This is a genomic window from Congregibacter sp., from assembly GCF_045107095.1.
In the GTDB taxonomy this organism is placed as follows: Bacteria; Pseudomonadota; Gammaproteobacteria; order Pseudomonadales; family Halieaceae; genus Congregibacter.
In genome coordinates, this window is the sequence record NZ_JBGCFU010000003.1 from 39,940 (window position 1) to 58,693 (window position 18,754).

An 18,754-nucleotide genomic window follows, 5' to 3' on the forward strand; every position below is an offset into this window, starting at 1 on the left:
AGCTATATTTAGGATTGTTCACTGCTTGGCAACACATATGATTATTCAACGAATCGCTCAGGCGCTGCGCTCTCAGGACTGGGTAACCGTGACCGTAGAGTTTTTCCTTGTTGTATTGGGTGTACTCGTCGCCCTCGAGGTTGATCGCTACAACGAGCGCCAGAAAGAGCGTGCCGAGGAATTAGCATTCCTCGCTGCCTTACAGAGAGATCTTCAAACCGATATCGTTGAATACCAACTCATCTTAGATGGATTTCAGGCCGTTGAAGAATTTGGGCTTCGAGGAGTAGGAACGCTGGAAGCCGACGGCTGCGAAGAAACTACATGCTGGCGGCGTTTGCTAGAGCTGTTCCATGCTTCCCAATGGCTAAACGCGAGCGTAAGACGAGAAACCTACGAAGAAATGAAGCTCGCCGGCCTTCCTACAAGCTCGGCACTTAAAGCGGAAATCGATAGGTACTACGATATCGTCGGACAACAGAGTGTGCTCACGACAGAGCTGCCTGCCTACCGTGAGTTTGTACGCTCAATGATTCCACCCAAAGTTCAGCAATACATTTGGACCGAGTGCTTCTCCGTTGATGGTCGTTTCGAGTCCTATAGCGTGAATTGCGCCTCGCCGATATCCGAAAGCAGGGCTCGCTCCATCATCGAACAACTTCAAGGGGAAGAACAGGTAAAACGCGCGCTGACGTTTTGGATCAGCAATTTGACGCTAGTAAAGATCACCCTACCCCAACGGAACGAAGCAGCTAATGAAGCTCTGGACGCGGTGGCCAATGAGCTAGCCGATGAGAACTTTCATCACGTTCGCGAGCAATAAACCAACATAGTTGCCTAAAGCCGTTCCCAGCAAACCAACGGCAATCCCCGGCAGGATTAAGTTAGGCACGCCCCTCGCTCCCGCAATCGCCATAGCGGAAGACGCTCCGCCTATATTTGCTTGAGAAGCGATGGCAATCACCGTCGAGTCTATTTTGAGCATAATGCCAACGCCAAAAATGATGACTCCGTGAACAAGCACCGTGCCCAAGGCAAAGTAGAAAATGGCAGGGCCTATTTCAATAATCTTCGCGATAACCGACACCGCTCCATTGGTGGCTAAGAACAACAACAACAGATAGTTGCCCAACACGAGCGCGCCAGATAGTTTCTTCACAACCTGGAATTGCGCAAGAATCAATACCAAGGTCGTGAGCCAAATGATCATAGGAATGACTGGTAGCCAATTACTAACCAGCCTTGATAACCACATACACCCCATGACGATCGACATCAGCAAAGCCAGATCACGCAACGTAATCGGCGTGCCGCTGGAATAAAGTAGGCTCCCGATGGCGGTTGACCCGCCCGCTTCCTCCGCAGGCTCACCCATGGTCGAAGATACGAGCTGCGGATCTCGCTTCCCAAAAAACTCGGGAATCGTGATGCAGGCAATCAGCCAAATAGCGGTAACGATCACATCGGCGGCAACACCTGCCGTAAAGTATTCGCTCGACGTGTCCAGGGCCTGCCCCACTGCGGCGAAATTCACTCCACCACCAATGTAAGTAGCTGCGAACTGCCCGGAGAGCTTCCAGGTGTCCGGACCTATGGCATCTGCAAACATAAAGCCCATTGCAGCGCCCCCAAGGGCTGCGCCACACGCGCCAAGCAAAAAGGCTTTGAGCATCGGGCCACCGGCCTGCCTTATCGAAGCTAAATCCACGGTTAACAGAAACAGCGTAATGCCCGCCAGAACACCCGGCCCTCGAAAGAAGTCGTAAACCACCGACTCCCCCGGGATGACGCCAACGTTAGACAACAGCATGCCTATAAGAATACTCAGCGCAGCGGCGCCGATCTTCTTGAAGATCTTGGTGTTCTTCTCGAGCCAGATCGCGCAGAGGACCGTCAGCACCAGAATCAAAACGATGGCTGTTTTATCCGAGGTCGGCTCAAACATGGGTTAGTCCTCTACCGTTATGGTGGCTTCTCAAGTTCCAAACCGCTAAGTGGCTACAGGCATTTACACCACGTTAATCAGAGGCTTGCCCGCAAGATACAGCCGCAAATTTTGGCAAAACAAATCGGTGATCAACTGGTTCTCGTTGTTAGTAGTACTGGCCGAATGAGGACTGACGATTACATTGGGCATATCCCAAAGGGGGCTGCCCTGTGGCAAGGGCTCAGTTTTGAATACATCCAAACCTGCTCCTCGCAGATGCCCACTCTCCAGCGATGCAAGCAAGGCAGGCTCATCGATCAGAGCACCCCTGCCAATGTTAACTAACACCGCACCGCTCGGCATCAAGGCAAACTGCTCTTCGCCCATCATGTTCTCCGTCTCGGCGGTATGTGGCGCAATCAACACCAAAAACTCGGCTCGAGGTAAAACCTCATTCAAGACGTCGGGTGTATAAAGCTCGTCAACGTTCAGCGCGTCGAGGTCAGCGTGGCTCGTTGACCTCTTTATACCAATGACATTCATCCGAAACTGCTTGGCTAGTCGTGCTACTTCCTCACCGACCTTCCCAAGGCCCACGATGACGAGTGTTCGGTTGCTTAAATCAAAGCCAGCGTAACGCTCCCAGCGCTGCGCCTTTTGCTCGCCCATCAATCTGAGAAAGCCCTTGTTGAAGATCGTCATGACCATGAAGCAAAACTCGGCCAACGGCTGAGCGTGGATTCCCGCAGCATTGGTAAACACCGTATTGGGCATACGTTTGTCATAGCCGCGCTCAGAAATAAAACGTGCAACGCCCGAGCTGGTTGTTTGCAGCCATTTGGCGTTGCCAGCGAGCTCTGGCAGATCATCAAGGTGCGTCTGATCAAAATCAAAGATGATCTCTGCATCCGCGAGGAGCTTTTGCCACAGCTCTTCTTGCTGTGCGGACCGTTCAAAGGCTTCGCCCTTGTGGTCAGCAGGGTAACGAGGCTTTGCAATAAGAGCAGGCTCGTAAATCACCTCAAGACTAGAGTCGACCTCTCGAATTTGCTCGACGTACTCTGGCTCCAGATAACTGGTAATGAGTATTCGGACAGGCATTAATTTGACTGCCCCACATAACCCGGGCCATACAAGACCCGTCCGGGACGTCGACCGGTATGACTCCCCTCCTCCACAACTATCTCACCGTTCACCAGAACATACTTCATGCCAACGGCATACTGATGGGGGTTCTCAAAGGTCGCCTTGTCGATAACTTCATCCGCATTAAAAATCGCAATGTCGGCGAAATATCCAGTGTTAATAAACCCGCGGTCACGTATCCCCAGTCGGAGGGCTGACGCACTGCTCATTTTGCGCACAGCCTCCTCGAGACTGATCACCTGCCGCTCCCGGACGTAGTACCCCAATACTCGTGCAAAAGAGCCATACTGACGTGGATGGGCAGCGCCTTGGCCAAACACGACTACCTGACCATCAGAGCCAATCGCACTCGCCGGGTGCTGCATGATGCGCTCAACATCTTCTGCACCAATAGCGTGATAGACCGCTATAGCACCACCCCCACGAATAATATCGAAGACAACCTCCGCAGCATTTTCTGGCGTCGGCGCCAAGCCCCTCGCCTCAGCGAGTTCTGCAAGGCTTTTACCTTCCAGGTCCGGATTCCATGTGCAGCGAGAGATGAACACGTTTTTTGGATGACCGCCGCCTCGGTCAAACAAAATCTTGTCGACAACCGCCGCTTTAACTTCTAACTGAATTGTAGGGTCATTAATCCGTGCAAGCAGTTGCTCTCTCCCTCCCGCCTGGGCCCATTGGGGAATCAACGCAGTGATGTAGGTTTGCGACGCCGTATACGGGTACTGATCAATAGTGACATCAATGCCGTCAGCCCGTGCTTCATCCACCAGGCGTAGAGTGTCCTTTGATAAGCCCCAGTTTTTTGCGCCGATGACTTTATGGTGCGTTATCTGAACGGGGATATCAGCTTCTACACCAATGCGGATGGTTTCGTTCACCGACTCGATGATCTCAGCAGCCTCTTCTCGCATGTGCGAGATGTAGATGCCGTCGTACTCCGCTGCGATGCGGGAGAGCTCGATAACTTCCTCTGTAGGAGTAAAGCTCCCAGGCACATAGAAAAGTCCCGTGGAAATACCCAGAGCACCCTGCTCCATAGCCTCCCGGACCATCTGCTTCATTCGCGACATTTCTGCCGGTGTTGCCTTACGATCGTCTTTACCTATGACGGCATCGCGGATCGTGCCCTGGCCCACAAAAACCGCCCAGTTAGGGCTGATCTTATGCGCAGCGATCTCCGCATAGTGCTCATCGATGGGAAACGGTGAGTTTCCGTCATTACCATCAGTAAGGGTAGTGACTCCTTGCAACAGCGAACTTTCCGCGTTGGGCACGTCAAAAACACCCGGTAGCGCATGCGTGTGCGGATCGATAAAGCCCGGCGCGACGGTAAGTCCCGTCGCGTCAATTCTGCGTTTCGCAGTAAAGGAGTTCAGATCGCCAATGCGGACAATGCGGTCGCCGACAATGCCGACATCAGCCTCGTACCAAGGATTGCCTGAGCCATCAACAATCCGTCCGCCCGCAACAATAAGATCAAAGCCATCTTGAGCGTAAGCACTGTGGACGAAGGACAGTATTGCAAGGATCGCAAGTAGTGGCGCTCTTATCGAAGACATGAGATATCTCATCCGCAGCACTTCTTATACTTCTTGCCGCTACCGCAGCTACAGGGTTCATTTCGCGCAGGGGTCTTTTCAACAGTCACGGTAGGTCCTTTGTTCAAAAGGGCCGTGAGCTCTTTGATCGACTCCTCAGCATCATCACTAGTATCGACGGTGATGTGTGCATGGAGCTTTGCATCGTCCACGAGGGTCTGCACTTCAGCTTGTCGCGCCGCACTGGTCACGACTAATTCCAGAGGATACTTTTCGCTGCCGGCAGTATTACCAACCTTCGCTTGATAAGACCCTCCCGCATAGTCCTGACGGGCATCCTGACGACCCTTGAAGAAAAACTTATCTGACATGCCGTGTCCTTACTGAAAATCGTAGATCCGAGAGCGCAAAAGAAGCGCTCGGAGGGTGATCATTAAAGCATGAATCCCTCAGAGTACTCTTACTCTTACTCTTAAGCCGCACCCCGTTGTGCCACACCAGATAAATACAGATGCCATTAAGGATTTGTCGGTGCTAATGTCAGATCTGTGTCTTGACCCACCCCTTGCTTCAGAGGTTCCCATGATCGACTTCCCTAGAATCCGTTCCCGTTTTTTCGCCGTGTTACTGACGATCATGGCTTCAGCACTCGCGATAGCGCAAGAACAGCCTCCTTTAGAAATGACCTACTTTGGCGCCGCAGGCTGGCGAATCACTGACGGTGAGACAATCATTCTTGTGGACCCATGGCCATCACGGGTCCAGTACGGCGGCGCCGGGCACCCCGACGATGAACGGCCAATCTACAGGCGCACCGATCAAGCACCTTTGGATAAAGACCTTGTCGACAAGCTCATCCCTGAAGCCGACTATATTTTGATGCAGCACGGGCACTTTGATCACCTGGGCGATGTGCCGTACATCGCCAAAAAGACCGGCGCAAAAGTCGTGGGCACCGAAACGGTCATCATGATCCTCAAGGCATACGGGATTCCAGACGAACAGCTCTACCCAGTCAAAGGAGGAGAGGACTATCTGTTCGATGGCTTTAGCGTACGAGTCGTACCCGGTCTGCACTCGGCCCTTAACCAGAAACACTATATCGACAACAGGACCTACGATCGAAGCACCCACCTGCAGGCGCCCCTGCGTATTGAGCAGTTTATTGAGGGTGGCGCGTTGAGCTTCTTCGTAAGACTGGCCGGCCGCAGCATATTAACCATGGGGTCTATGAACTTCATCGAGCGAGAATTCGAAGGTCTTAAACCTGACATTCTCCTTGCGGGAATCAACGGCTCTCGTCTCGGTCTTTATGACTACGACCGTCGCCTACTCGAATCCACCGACTTTCCACCGATCGTGATTCCTACGCACTGGGACAACTTTCGACTGCCTTATGGTTTCTCTCAGGAGGCCAACGTAAAACGAAACCTTGTTCCCTTCGTCGAAACCGCAAAACAAGTATCACCCGACTCGCGGGTGATACTGCCCGTGCATCTGGAGCCTATCGTTATCCCCTAGGCTCTATCAACGAGCTCTATAAAAGGCGAAATCAGTCATCTCCCAAGCTCTCCAGGCCGTCTTTCTCGAGTGCCTTATTGAGCTTGGGTAGGTCTTTACTGATCGTTTCGTCCAGATCTGCAAGCAAGCTATCCAGTTCGTCTTTCAGTAGTGCAAAAACATCAAGCTGACCTTGCGTGGGACGACCGTCGCCACTCTCGGTACTCTTTTGCAGGTAGGCGAGACGGTTATTGAGCTTTATCGGGAAGTTGAGCGGATCTTGTGGACTCACGTTCTTAACCTGATACAACTCTCCCTCTACGGCACTCAACTTATCGGTAAACTTCTCGGCAGCTCTTGCGAGGCTCTTTGAGGGTGCCTCACCCAACTGATCTTCGAGCTGGGTTTTCAGCTCACGAATGCGGATTACTCCTTTGTTAGCGGCATCCGTCGCGTCTCGGATCTGCATGGCGAATGCGAACTGCTCCTGAATGTCGGCCTCGGGCACATCAAAGCGAGGATCGGACTTGAGCATAAAGGTCGCGCTTTGCGTGTCGCCATCAACCGTCATGGTCACCGTGTACTCACCGGGAGGAGCGATAGGACCCAATTGCGGACGGCCGGACCAAATGATCATGCCCTCAAAATCTGCAGCACCGGCATAACGATTGTTCCAGGACCAGACGTTGAGCCCTTTTGCGGTTGTCGGGTCTTTGGGTAGCGCGCCATACCACTGAGCATAGGGGTCATCGACCTCTTCCAGCTCGGGTTCCGTGCCGGTTTTTTCGACGATGACATTGCCCTGGCTGTCAATCACCGAGATGCGAACCTCCTCAGCTTCTTCGGCCAGGTAATATTGGATTGAAGCTTCCTGAACCCGGCGCACCGCGTACAAGGGCTCAAACAAATGGAACTTGGCCGCCGCGATCTCCGAGGAATATTCTCTAAGGGGAGCAATATCGTCTAGCACGTAGATTGATCGACCATGAGTCCCCACCACTAGATCTTTCTCGGTTACATGCAGGTCAGCGGTTTGTGTGTCAGGCATGTTGAGCTGCAAGGAGTGCCAGTTTTCACCGTCGTCAAAGGACACGTAGACCGCGTGCTCACCACCGGCAAACAACAATCCGGCTTTGAACGGATCCTCTCTAACCACATGGATGAAGTCGTCTTTGCGAATGCCTTTGACGATCTTCGTCCAGGACTTGCCGTAATCATCCGTCTTCCAGATGTAGGGCTTGCGGTCGTCCATCTGATAACGCTTCACCGCGATGTATGCGGTGCCAGGCGAATGCGCCGACTCATCGATGATGCTGATACGCGAGTGTTTAGGCAGGTCTTTGGGGGTAATGTTTTCCCAGGATTCACCGTGGTTGCGCGTGATATGCATCAGACCGTCATCGGATCCTGCCCAGATAGTATCCACGTCGTGCTGCGAGGGCTCCAAGGCAAACACTGTGGCGTAGATCTCCGGGCCATTCATATCATTGGTAATTACGCCGCCGGTTTTACCCATAGTCTCGGGTTCAGCATAAGTAAGGTCAGGGCTCATCTTTGACCAGCTCTGCCCCTCATCTTCGCTAATCCATACATGCTGGGACGTTGTGTAAAGCCGGCTCGAGTCCACGGGAGAAAACACAATCGGAAAAGTCCACTGCCATCGCTCAGGCAGCGCACTAGCAGGCTCGCCCGAAAAAAAGCGGGGGAAGACCTGCACGTCCCGCTGGTAACCCGTCGCGCGATTGAACTTGGTCAACAGCGCACCCTGACTACCCGCGTAGAACCAATCGGGTTTATCGGGATGCTGAGCGATGTAGCCACTTTCACCACCTCCAGCAGGGTAGTAGTACTCCTGCGAGGGTCCTCGTGCCTGTTTAAAGTCCCAGCCCTCGTTCGGTATGCATAGCGTGGAGTTGTCTTGCTGGGCACCGCAAACATGATAAGGAAAGTCACTGGTTACCATGATGTGGTAGAGCTGCGAGGTCGGGAAGTTTTGATCCGTCCACGACTCGCCACCATTGATGGAGATGTTCCCACCTCCATCATTTGAGTTAGCCATTCTCAAAGGGTTGCTGGGGTCAATCCAAAGATCGTGATTGTCACCGTGAGGGACCTTGATGGTCGTCTCAAAGGTCTCTCCCCCATCTGTTGATTTATAGAAGCCGGTATTTAACGCATAAACAGTATCTGCATCTTTAGGGTCTGCGTAGATGCGGCTGTAGTAAAAGGCGCGCTGACGAAGCTTTCTTTCGCTGTTGGTGCGTGACCAGGTCGCGCCGGCATCATCTGAACGAAACACCCCGCCTTCTGCGGACTCGACGATCGCCCACAGCCGATCAGAGTCTACTGGTGAAACTGTAATGCCTATTTTGCCGACAGGAGCCTCGGCCATACCGGGGTTATCCGTTAACTCTTCCCAGGTATCACCTCCGTCCGTGGATTTAAACAGGCCGCTATCACCCGCACCTCCCCACATTTTCCAAGGCGTGCGATACACCTGCCAGATCGTTGCATAAAGCGTATCGGGGTTTCGACGATCTATGATCAGATCTGCCGCGCCCGCTTTGTCACTAAGGTAAAGGACCTTTTTCCAGGAAGCGCCACCGTCTTTACTACGAAACACGCCACGCTCTTTGTTAGCGCCATAAGGGTGACCGAGGGCCGCAACGTAAACCGTATCGGGATCCGTCGGATGCACGCGGACTCTGGCGATAGCCTGAGTATCTTTGAGCCCTACGTTCTCCCAGGTCTCGCCAGCGTCGACAGATTTATATACCCCGTCGCCCTGCATAATGTTGCCGCGAAGCTGGGTTTCGCCCGTGCCGATGTACACAACGTCAGGGTTAGTCTCAGCAACCGCAACAGCGCCTACAGAGGAACTGGTCAGCTGACCATCAGTCACAGGATTCCAGTTCAGGCCGCCGTCGACGGTCTTCCAAAGTCCGCCACCCACCGCGCCAAAATAGTACTCATTCTTTCTACCCGGACTTCCGGAAATTCCCAGAGAGCGGCCACCTCGATTTGGGCCGATGTTTCGCCACTCCATGCCCGTAATAACGTTCTGGTCAAAACTCGCTTCTTGCGCAGAAGTTGTGACTGAGAGTGCCAGCATCAGAGCCGACAGCAAGCAAATCAGAGTTGCATTCTTCATAAGGTGATCATCGCTAGCCAGTGAACTGTCGCTAGCATACCCCAGAGCTCAACAGTCGTGACGAGGCAGCAGTAAAAAGTAGCGAGACAAACATGTAAACAAAACGTGAGACTTTTGTGATAACTCCAGGCCCTGCTCAACGCAACACTAGCGGCTCCAAAACACCACTGGAGTCCCCATCATGAAAAAGACCTTTGCATCACTCGCTTTACTGGCCACATCAATCGCCCCGGCAGGCGCTGCCCAGTTCGACGTTGAAATCATAAACCTCACGCGGGGAAGCTACTTCACTCCGCTGCTCGTAGCGGCTCACGCCCCTAACGCGAGTCTGTTCACCAGCGGAGAGGCTGCGAGCGCCAGCCTTCAGGCTATGGCCGAGGGTGGCGACATCTCCGCTCTGGTAGCTGATGTTGAGGCTATCAACGCCACCGTTGTAAGCAACCCGGCGGAAGGTCTTCTGGCACCCGGTCAGCGCACCACTGCCATGCTCAATACCGATAACGCCCCGGACAACACTCGCTTGTCCATCGTGGCGATGATTCTGCCCAGCAACGACGGCTTTATGGGCCTCAATGCTATCGAGATACCCACGGAACCCGGGCGCTATGTATACGGTGTTAACGCCTATGACTCTGGTACGGAAGGTAACGATGAGGTGGTTGGTAGCGGTGCGCCGGGCGAACCCGGGTACCCCGCTCCCCCTCCCGTACTGGCGGCCAGCGGCACCGGTGGTACCGGTATTGCCGCGACAGCTGAAGGCTTCGTGCACATTCATCGCAATGTCCTTGGGGACGACAACTTAAGTGGTGGCAACAGCGATATCGACAACACCGTGCATCGCTGGCTGAACCCTGTAGTTCGCGTTGTTGTGACAGTTAACTGAGGAGTACCCGGACCATGAGATATTTATACCTGTCGCTCATTACAAGTGTACTCGCTGCCTGTGGAGATAGTGGTGGCATCACCACACCTCCCCCGCCAGAATCCACGCCGGCACCCGTAACAAATGCCAGCTTTGAAGTGAGCGTCGTGAACCTGACCATCGGGCAGCCGCTGTCCCCACTAGCCGTAATGCTTCATGAAGACAGTCAGCGCGTGTTTACCATTGGTCAACCAGCATCCGCGGGTTTGGAGCTTCTTGCTGAAGGCGGCGACAACAGCGAGCTTTTGAATGAGTTTAGTGATGCAGTAACCGCTAGCGGAGACGCACCCGTAGGACCCGGTGCCAGCGACGTGCTGTCTTTGGAAATCGAAGGGGATGACACATCGGGTATCCGTCTCTCCGTCTCAACTATGTTGGTTAACACGAATGATGCGATCACTGGCCTAAACAGCATCGACATCTCTCAAATGGCGGTAGGCGACACATTATCTTTTAACACCATCGCCTACGATGCGGGCACCGAAGCTAACACTGAGGCAGCAGGCACGATCCCGGGACCCGCCGATGGCGGTGAGGGCCTAAATAGCGCTCGCGATGATCTGGCCGATCAAGTCACCATGCACGGTGGCGTTGTCACCTCAGATGACGGCTTGACGGGTTCCGTTTTGAATCAGACTCACCGCTTCGACAACCCCGTAGCGCGTATTCGCGTCACGCGGACGCAGTAGCGTGAACAGCTTGGGAACTCGAGCGGCTAACAGTCCTCTAAGAGAACTGTTCCGCCTTGATTCCGAGCTGTCTATGACCGAAGCGCCTCTATCCACCGTCAACGCAAACTCTATCGTCAACGCAAATCGCCGCGGCATAGCAAGCACCATGCCCCTTCCTCGAATTCTCATCGTTGAAGATGACGAAGACATAGCCCGACTCATCGTCATGCATCTGGAAGACCTCAATGCTGAATTGACTCACTGTGATCGTGGCGATGATGCACTGGAACTTGCCCGCAGCGAGCCCTGGGATCTCATGGTTCTCGACCTGAGGCTGCCTGGATTGGGTGGATTGGATATCTGTCGCCAATTACGCGAGCAAGGAAGCATCACCCCTATTCTTATGCTCACCGCAAAGTCTAGCGAGCTTGACCGCGTCCTGGGTCTGGAGCTTGGGGCAGATGATTATCTAAGCAAACCTTTTAGCCCCCTAGAACTCACGGCGCGGGCAAAGGCTTTACTGCGACGCGCCGACATGACACGTCAGCAGACTCGTTCCCTGGAGAACAACACACAAGCCCCGCCGCTGGAACTAGGACCATTCTCTATATGCGATCGGACCCACCGCGTCACCATGAATGGCGAGCGTATCGAGCTGACATCCCGCGAGTTTGATTTACTTTTGCACTTCGCAAAACAGCCCGGACGAGTATTCCGGCGCTCGGAGCTCCTCGACGAGGTTTGGGGGTACGGCCACGACGGATACGAGCACACAGTCAACACCCACATTAATCGCCTACGCGGCAAAATCGAAGAAGACCCCGGAAACCCTTCATACATAAGCACCGTATGGGGCGTGGGTTATCGTTTTCAGGTGGAGCCGTGAAGATCTTCCAGCACTTATACCTGCGCTTGGCCTTAGCCACGGGCCTACTCTTTATTGTTGTAGGGGGCGTTCTAATTGGCATCAGCACGAGAACCAGCGAGCTCTATGCCCTGGAAACAACTCAGCGCATCAATCGTGACATCGCACTTCACGCAGCCGAAGACATGCCTTTGATCGGCCCTACAGGAGTGAACGAAGTAGCACTCAAAGAGCTGGCGCATCACGTTATGTTCATCAATCCCATTGTTGAGGTTTATCTACTGGATATCGACGGGCGTATTCTGTCCCACGCTCTTCCCAAAGGAACGGTGTTACGACAGCAAGTAGATATGGCGCCCTTAAAACGCTTTATGCGCGACAGCAGTAAGCTTCCTATCTTCGCTGACGACCCGCGCAGCAGCACAGACAGCAAGATTTTTTCTGTTTCTCCCATACTCGACGACGCAGGAGACGTGTCTGCCTATCTGTACACCGTACTTAACGGAAAAGACTACGACGGCATACAGCAGTCCTTAGCGAACAGCTACAACCTGCAAACGGGAGTCGCAACGATCGCGGCGGCATTGTGCTTTGCGATGATCGGCGGCTTGCTGCTGTTCTTTCTGCTGACGCGTAGGCTGCGGCGACTCGCTTCGGCGGTGAGTCGCTATCGTGAAGATAGCTATACCGGCGCAATTGATATCGACTCACAGCAATCGACCAAGGATGAAGTTGGCCTGTTGGGCGCTGCGATCACGGATATGAGTGAGCGCATCGAACAGCAGTTTGATGCACAGACGGAGATCGACCGCAATCGACGGGAGCTCATTGCCAACGTATCGCATGATCTTCGCACTCCCGTGAGTTCCGTACAGGGGTTTCTCGAGACCCTGATGGTAAAAGACCTGGATGCGAGTGCACAGAAAGACTACATCAGGACGGCCCATAAACATGCTCTGCGCCTGAACGAATTAATCGGCGAGTTGTTTGAGTTGTCGACACTGGAATCGGGGAACGTAGAGCCTCAGTGGGAGAATTTTCCCGTAATGGAGTTGATTCAAGACATCGTCCTCGACCATGAAGTCTCTGCTCGGGAACGGGGAATCACCCTCACCACGGAAGCAGCGAACGAAAGTCTGCAGGTGCGTGCCGATATCGCGATGATCCACAGACTGCTGGAAAACTTGATTCACAATGCTTTGCGACATACGCCTGAGGGCGGAGCGATCACCGTGCGAGTGACTGATGATGCGCAAAGAGTCCAAGTTCAAGTCTCGGACAATGGCGATGGAATTGCCTCACAGGACATTCCGCGGATCTTTGATCGCTTTTATCAAAGAGACACAGATTCAACCTCTGATTCGGCAATGGGGGGCACCGGACTGGGCCTCGCGATCGTTAAACGGATAGTCGATCTTCACCGTTCACAAATAGCTGTGCGCAGTGAGGACAGTCACGGGACAGAGTTCAGCTTCTGGCTTCCGCAACCCGCCCGATGAAACACTATCGCAGACATACAGACCGTAACCCCGCTTTAAACGTAAGGTGCAATGCGTCTGCGCGATCTATGTTCTGGATCGCCATGGCCCTCGGTTTTTGTTTCGCTTTCAGCTCTGCCATCGCGAATGCGCAATCACAAACAGACACGCAACAGAGCTTTAGTTCCGGGCTTGCACCAGTATCCTTGGTAGAGCTCTACACTTCTGAAGGCTGTAGCAGCTGCCCCCCAGCGGATAGATGGATATCGGGGCTCAAAACTCATAAAGGCTTGTGGACAGATTTTGTGCCTGTCGCCTTCCATGTGGACTACTGGGACTCGATCGGATGGCCAGATCGCTTCGCGAAAGAGTCCTTTGGGCAGCGCCAAAGACGGTACGCGCGTGAAGGTGTCGTCCGCGGTGTGTACACCCCCGGGATAGTCGCCGGTGGAACAGAATGGCATGGATGGCGACAAGGCCGAGTGATACCGACCGCCGCAAGTCGAGGCGGTGAGCTGCACGCAGTGGTGAGCAATAACGAACTACGGGTCCGCTATCGCGCCCCAGACAGTAGCGTAAGCATTGATGAGTATCGTGTGCACGTGGCGTGGCTGAGCATGGAACAGGTCAGCGAGGTACGCAGAGGAGAGAATCGCGGCAAACGTCTGGTCAACGATTTTGTGGTGCTTGCTAAGGCTGAGCGGCCGCTCGTTTCTGCTGATGGTAAAGCCGAAGTCGCGCTGCCTATAGAAAGCGAAGCTCGGGCAATGGCAAAGGCTCTTGCCGTATGGGTGAGCGCAGAGGGACTCCAGGCACCGCTTCAAGCAACCGGTGGCTGGATCCGTTAAAAGTCACTGTTGTTTTAGCGCTGCCCAAACAACGCTTGATCCCAAATGCCCGCTCTACATATTTTTATAGACCACTCCGCCTTTCATAACAAAAGACACTGACTCCGTGACGCTAATATTCTCGAGGGGATTGCCGTTTACAGCGACAATATCCGCAAGGAAGCCTTCACGAATGGCGCCTAGATCGTCACGCTTCATCAATGCGGCAGCATTAACCGTCGCCGCCTGAAGCGCCTGCACTTCCGTCATTCCAAATTTCACCATGCGAGAGAATTGCCGCGCATTAAGTCCATGGGGATAAATAGCGGCGTCACTACCAAACACCATATTCACACCTGCTTTTACTGCCGCGGTAAAACTGTCTCGTTGAACTTTCCCTATTTCTTTGTCTTTGCGCAGGTTTTCTTCGGGAACACCATTCTCTCGGCCCATGGCCAACGTGTACTCGGTGTTGTAGATATCCATTGATAGATAAGTGCCATGTTCGAGGGCCAACTCGATGGCCTCGTCATCCAGAATACTTGCGTGTTCGACGCTATCAACGCCGGCAATAATCGCGGCCTTGATACCTTCGGTGCCGTGAGCATGCGCCGCAACCACAAGATCACGGTAGTGCGTTTCGCTTACAATCGCCTGCATCTCTTCCAGTGAATATTGGATTGCACCCACTTTGGTGCCCCGAGAAAATACCCCTCCAGTCGCGCAAAACTTTATGGTGTCTGCACCGTATTTAATATTCTCACGAACTTTTTGCCGCACGGCCCAAGGCCCATCCGCCACGCCTTTTTTCTTTTGTTCCAGTTCGGGCGGCGAGTAATTGTCATCACAGTGTCCACCGGTGATGCCTAAAGAAGGCCCTGCAGCCCAGACTCGTGGACCAACTATGTCCCCGACCTTGATAGCATCCCTTACCGCTATCACTGAGTAAGCAGCGGCGCCGACATTTCGCACTGAGGTAAATCCTGCCATCAACGTCGTCTCGGCGTTCGCCACGGCGTTAACGGTTTTCCTGGGGACAGATTGGAGACGACTCTCAAGGAATGACACACCGCCCACAGACGAATCGAGGTGCACGTGCATATCCATAAAGCCCGGTAAAAGCGTCTTTCCCTGCAAATACATTTCCGAAGCGCCACGAGGGGCGGTCATGCTGCCTCGAACACCCACGGCTTCAATCACGCCATCCGTTATCAGCACAGCAGGATCTGCAACCAACTCCCCCGTCACTGTATCCACCATATAGTCCGCGCTCAGCAATAGTTGCTCAGCCTGTGCAGAAAGTGAAAATGTGGCGCTGGTCAAAAGCAGCGGCAGAAGTGCTGCGAAAGGCGACTTTACTAGTCTCATAATTGCTTTCCTTTTCGTCGTTTTATTCAAGTAATGAAGGAACAGTCAAAAAATTGTAGTCTACACGGCCTCCAATTTTACCTACGGGCCTTTCATCGATGAACGCAATTTCACGAATCACAGTGATTCTTGGCAGCTTAATCCTTTTCGCTGCGTCTGGCGCTGGCGCCATCAGCTCGGATTTATTGTCAGGCATGGAGGCGCGAAATATAGGCCCTGCAGGCATGTCTGGACGAGTCAGTGCCGTAGCCTCAGTAACCTCCAACCCGAAGCTCATCGTCGTTGGCGCGGCGTCTGGCGGTGTTTGGCGATCCGATAATGGCGGTATCACCTGGAACGCACTTTTCGATGATCAGCCTGTCAACTCCATCGGCGCCATCGCGATAAACCAAAGCTATCCCGATGTTATTTGGGTGGGAACTGGTGAAGGGGCCACACGAAATTCCACATCTATCGGCGATGGCCTTTACCGATCCACCGATGGCGGTCGGACTTGGGTCAAGTCCGGGCTGGAAGGCACCGAACGAATCAATCGAATCGCCCTACACCCTACCGATCCTGACACAGCCTACGTGTCAGCTTTGGGGCCTCTTTGGAATGATGGAGGGGATCGCGGCGTTTTTAAAACAATAGACGGTGGTAAAACCTGGACACCCGTGCTCACCGGCCCCAATGGGCGAACAGGCGCTACCGATGTAAAGATAGACCCCAGCAATCCGAACAAGCTCTTTGCATCGCTATGGCAGTTCCGCCGCTGGCCCTACCGTTTTGAGAGTGGAGGTCCTGGCTCCGGTCTCTACTATTCACTCAATGCTGGCGCAAGCTGGACGCAACTCACTGAAGAAGACGGCATACCGGAAGGTAATCTCGGTCGCTCAATTTTCGCGATAGCTCCCAGTGATCCATCACGGGTTTACGCGCTGGTCGAAGCCAAAGACTCTGCACTTATACGATCAGACGACGGCGGCATGAGCTGGAAAACAGTCAATGACGAGACAAACATCACCATCAGACCGTTCTACTACACCCTTCTGGACGTCGACCCTAAGGACCCCGACACGGTGTATAACGTCGAGAGTCGCGTTAGACGCTCCATAGATGGTGGTAAAACCTTTAACTATATTGAGGCCATCGACTGCTGCGCCCCTGGGGAAACCGTACACATTGACACCCATGCCTGGTGGATAAATCCAAACGATCCTGCGCATATGATTTCGGGTAACGATGGCGGCATCGCGATCACCCGTGACGCGGGAGATACCTGGCGATTCATAGAAAATTTACCTCTAGCCCAGTTCTACCATATCGCCGTTGATAACGCGCATCCCTACCATGTCTACGGCGGACTGCAGGACAACGGTTCCTGGCGTGGTGCTGCGGAGACCTTTGACGTAGGGGGAATCCGAACGCTCCATTGGCGAGAAGTGGGATTTGGTGATGGCTTCGATACGGTGCCGGATCCAGAAATACCCGATACGGGATACGCTATGAGTCAGGGTGGCAACTTGTCGCGCTGGAACCTGAACAATGGCGAACAACGACTCATTCGCCCTAACCCTCCTACCCTGGACACGGATCTGCGTTTCAACTGGTCTGCGGGCTTTGCTATCGATCCCTTTGATCCGGCCACGATCTACTACGGCAGCCAGTTCCTGCATAAGTCCACCGACAGAGGTCTGAGTTGGACAGTGATCAGTGAAGACTTGACCACCAACAATAGCGACTGGCAGTCCTTTAGAACATCCGGCGGCATTACCCTTGACGTCACCGCGGCAGAAAACTACACGACAATTATTGCCGTCGCGCCGTCCAAGGTTACCGAGGGAGTGATCTGGGTGGGCACTGACGATGGCCGGATCCACGTCACCAAGGATGGCGGAAAGAGCTGGCGCAGTGTGGAGGATCGGGTCCGGGGAGTTCCAGAGTACACCTGGGTTCCAATGATTTACCCCAGCCCCCATGATGAGGATGCCGCCTACGTAGTGTTCGACAACCATCGTCGCGGCGATTTCACCCCCTACGTTTATCGCGCGGATAACTTCGGCCAGAAATGGACGCGTCTGAACGACGACAATCTAAAGGGTTATGCCTTGTCTGTTCTTCAAGATCCCCAGGACCCAGAGCTACTTTGGCTGGGCACCGAATTCGGCTTGTTCCTTAGTCTGAACGGTGGAGACGACTGGACCAAATACACGGCGGGAGTACCGACCGCGTCGGTGATGGATCTGGCATTTCAGCAGCGAGAGAACGACCTCGTGGTCGGAACCCATGGAAGAAGTATCTACGTTATCGATGATATTTCTCCGTTACGCGGTCTGAGCGCAGACGATTTTGACACGCGCTTCGCACTGCTTGGCGCGACGGTGGGGCAGCAGTACGACAGCAACCCCATTATAGGCAGTCGGTTCCTGGGTAACGGAGAATATGTTGCGAAAAATGAGGACTACGGCGTTGTCCTGACGTTCATGACAAGTGGCGGAGATCTTACCCACCCCGACGCCGCAAAAGAAAAGCAGCGCAGTATCAGCCTTCGCGCTGATAATGCTAAGGGCGCTAGAGATACAGAAAATGCCAGCGACGAAAAAACTGACGATCCTCGCGCGACCATAACGGTCACAGACGCGAACGGCGAGCACATTCGCAGCTTTAGTACAGACGTTCACCAGGGCATTAATCGCGTAACCTGGAATCTGAAGCGCGACGGCCTACCGAGGCTCCCGGGAGACAAGAAGAAGACTGACGTGGATTTGCCCAGTGGAATCGAAGTTTTACCCGGCACCTACACGATTTTTGTCAGCTTTGATGGTGAGTCTGAGTCCGTGGAAACACAGGTTTTGGCCGATCCTCGCGTATCAGTGCCTCGGACAGCGATGCAGGCCAACCAGGACATGCAGCTTCAGCTTCAGGAGCTACAGGGCACAATCAATGACGCCCTGAGCCAAATCATCACTGCACGGCGGGACCTCGGCACAATTGAGACATTGCTCGCCCAAGCAAGTGACGCACAGCAATACGCCGCGCTGAAAGAGCAGGTCAAAACTAGCCTCAAAATGCTCACATCGCTGGAGGCAACGTTACGGAATCCCAAAGCCAATAAGGGACGCCCCTATGTCGATGACATGGCGGTGAACACCTTAAGACGCGCAAAGTCGTTCCTCACATCGACCTATGAGGCACCAAGCCCAACGGCTCTGGTCTTTGCTCAGCTCGCCGAAGCGCGAGTCGAAAGCACCGTGTCGGCTATTAATGACTATCTCACCGGTGACTTTGAGGTTCTGCGAGCCGCGTTCAAGGAAAGCGGCCTTGGACTGCTGCGACAGGGCCCGATAGCAATAGGCGAGACTGACTGAGAAAACACTGC

The 18,754-nt window shown here is 53.7% G+C and carries 14 protein-coding genes; 8 read left to right on the top strand and 6 right to left on the bottom strand.

From position 1 onward, the window contains the following. Positions 1-37: 37 nt before the first annotated feature. Complete coding sequence (locus tag AB8B76_RS00750) at positions 38-823, top strand: DUF6090 family protein (protein ID WP_405268823.1); 786 nt, start codon at positions 38-40, stop codon at positions 821-823. Here AB8B76_RS00750 and AB8B76_RS00755 read toward each other — a convergent pair. From AB8B76_RS00755 to AB8B76_RS00770, 4 genes are all read right to left on the bottom strand, one after another. Beyond that, positions 785-1,945: a DUF819 domain-containing protein gene (locus AB8B76_RS00755; RefSeq protein WP_405268826.1), complete on the bottom strand. Its 1,161-nt coding sequence runs from the start codon at positions 1,943-1,945 to the stop codon at positions 785-787. The two genes, AB8B76_RS00750 and AB8B76_RS00755, sit on opposite strands and share 39 nt — an antisense overlap. 63 nt (positions 1,946-2,008) lie before the next feature. Next, positions 2,009-3,028, bottom strand: coding sequence for a D-2-hydroxyacid dehydrogenase (locus tag AB8B76_RS00760; protein ID WP_405268829.1), 1,020 nt, complete (start codon positions 3,026-3,028; stop codon positions 2,009-2,011). Then, positions 3,028-4,632 carry an amidohydrolase family protein gene (locus AB8B76_RS00765; protein WP_405268831.1) on the bottom strand — a complete coding sequence of 535 codons (1,605 nt, stop codon included), beginning with the start codon at positions 4,630-4,632 and terminating at the stop codon, positions 3,028-3,030. The genes AB8B76_RS00760 and AB8B76_RS00765 overlap by 1 nt, the downstream gene beginning before the upstream one ends. A gap of 8 nt (positions 4,633-4,640) precedes the next feature. Then, positions 4,641-4,982, bottom strand: a complete 342-nt coding sequence (locus AB8B76_RS00770) for a PBPRA1643 family SWIM/SEC-C metal-binding motif protein (protein WP_405268834.1) — start codon at positions 4,980-4,982, stop codon at positions 4,641-4,643. Between the two features lie 166 nt (positions 4,983-5,148). Between AB8B76_RS00770 and AB8B76_RS00775 the strand changes: the two genes are divergently transcribed. Beyond that, positions 5,149-6,132 carry an MBL fold metallo-hydrolase gene (locus AB8B76_RS00775; protein ID WP_405268837.1) on the top strand — a complete coding sequence of 328 codons (984 nt, stop codon included), beginning with the start codon at positions 5,149-5,151 and terminating at the stop codon, positions 6,130-6,132. 31 nt (positions 6,133-6,163) lie between these two features. Here AB8B76_RS00775 and AB8B76_RS00780 read toward each other — a convergent pair whose 3' ends face one another. Further along, a complete protein-coding gene (locus AB8B76_RS00780; RefSeq protein ID WP_405268840.1) occupies positions 6,164-9,262 on the bottom strand; it encodes a WD40/YVTN/BNR-like repeat-containing protein in 3,099 nt (1,032 codons plus the stop codon). Positions 9,263-9,443: 181 nt separating this feature from the next. Between AB8B76_RS00780 and AB8B76_RS00785 the strand changes: the two genes are divergently transcribed. From AB8B76_RS00785 to AB8B76_RS00805, 5 genes are all read left to right on the top strand, one after another. Beyond that, positions 9,444-10,145, top strand: a complete 702-nt coding sequence (locus tag AB8B76_RS00785) for a spondin domain-containing protein (RefSeq protein WP_405268843.1) — start codon at positions 9,444-9,446, stop codon at positions 10,143-10,145. Positions 10,146-10,159: 14 nt separating this feature from the next. After that, a complete protein-coding gene (locus AB8B76_RS00790) occupies positions 10,160-10,873 on the top strand; it encodes a spondin domain-containing protein (RefSeq protein ID WP_405268846.1) in 714 nt (237 codons plus the stop codon). 148 nt (positions 10,874-11,021) lie between these two features. Next, a complete protein-coding gene (locus AB8B76_RS00795; protein WP_405268920.1) occupies positions 11,022-11,741 on the top strand; it encodes a winged helix-turn-helix domain-containing protein in 720 nt (239 codons plus the stop codon). Then, positions 11,738-13,219 carry a sensor histidine kinase gene (locus AB8B76_RS00800; RefSeq protein WP_405268849.1) on the top strand — a complete coding sequence of 494 codons (1,482 nt, stop codon included), beginning with the start codon at positions 11,738-11,740 and terminating at the stop codon, positions 13,217-13,219. Before AB8B76_RS00795 ends, AB8B76_RS00800 begins: the two co-directional genes overlap by 4 nt. 83 nt (positions 13,220-13,302) lie before the next feature. Continuing rightward, positions 13,303-14,046: a DUF1223 domain-containing protein gene (locus AB8B76_RS00805; protein ID WP_405268923.1), complete on the top strand. Its 744-nt coding sequence runs from the start codon at positions 13,303-13,305 to the stop codon at positions 14,044-14,046. A 54-nt stretch (positions 14,047-14,100) separates the two neighbouring features. Here the strand turns inward: AB8B76_RS00805 and AB8B76_RS00810 are convergent, their stop codons facing one another. Continuing rightward, positions 14,101-15,393, bottom strand: a complete 1,293-nt coding sequence (locus AB8B76_RS00810) for an amidohydrolase family protein (protein WP_405268852.1) — start codon at positions 15,391-15,393, stop codon at positions 14,101-14,103. A gap of 98 nt (positions 15,394-15,491) precedes the next feature. Here AB8B76_RS00810 and AB8B76_RS00815 point away from each other — a divergent pair, with 98 nt between their 5' ends. Further along, positions 15,492-18,743, top strand: a complete 3,252-nt coding sequence (locus tag AB8B76_RS00815) for a sialidase (RefSeq protein WP_405268855.1) — start codon at positions 15,492-15,494, stop codon at positions 18,741-18,743. The last annotated feature ends 11 nt before the right edge of the window (positions 18,744-18,754 follow it).

Excerpts from the sequence above, each read along its gene's own strand:
- AB8B76_RS00770 (WP_405268834.1), bottom strand. The coding sequence starts at position 4,982 with ATGTCAGATAAGTTTTTCTTCAAGGGTCGTCAGGATGCCCGTCAGGAC.
- AB8B76_RS00815 (WP_405268855.1), top strand. The coding sequence starts at position 15,492 with ATGAACGCAATTTCACGAATCACAGTGATTCTTGGCAGCTTAATCCTT.
- AB8B76_RS00785 (WP_405268843.1), top strand. The coding sequence starts at position 9,444 with ATGAAAAAGACCTTTGCATCACTCGCTTTACTGGCCACATCAATCGCC.
- AB8B76_RS00775 (WP_405268837.1), top strand. The coding sequence starts at position 5,149 with ATGTCAGATCTGTGTCTTGACCCACCCCTTGCTTCAGAGGTTCCCATG.
- AB8B76_RS00760 (WP_405268829.1), bottom strand. The coding sequence starts at position 3,028 with ATGCCTGTCCGAATACTCATTACCAGTTATCTGGAGCCAGAGTACGTC.
- AB8B76_RS00810 (WP_405268852.1), bottom strand. The coding sequence starts at position 15,393 with ATGAGACTAGTAAAGTCGCCTTTCGCAGCACTTCTGCCGCTGCTTTTG.
- AB8B76_RS00750 (WP_405268823.1), top strand. The coding sequence starts at position 38 with ATGATTATTCAACGAATCGCTCAGGCGCTGCGCTCTCAGGACTGGGTA.
- AB8B76_RS00780 (WP_405268840.1), bottom strand. The coding sequence starts at position 9,262 with ATGAAGAATGCAACTCTGATTTGCTTGCTGTCGGCTCTGATGCTGGCA.
- AB8B76_RS00755 (WP_405268826.1), bottom strand. The coding sequence starts at position 1,945 with ATGTTTGAGCCGACCTCGGATAAAACAGCCATCGTTTTGATTCTGGTG.
- AB8B76_RS00765 (WP_405268831.1), bottom strand. The coding sequence starts at position 4,632 with ATGTCTTCGATAAGAGCGCCACTACTTGCGATCCTTGCAATACTGTCC.
- AB8B76_RS00790 (WP_405268846.1), top strand. The coding sequence starts at position 10,160 with ATGAGATATTTATACCTGTCGCTCATTACAAGTGTACTCGCTGCCTGT.
- AB8B76_RS00805 (WP_405268923.1), top strand. The coding sequence starts at position 13,303 with ATGGCCCTCGGTTTTTGTTTCGCTTTCAGCTCTGCCATCGCGAATGCG.
- AB8B76_RS00795 (WP_405268920.1), top strand. The coding sequence starts at position 11,022 with ATGCCCCTTCCTCGAATTCTCATCGTTGAAGATGACGAAGACATAGCC.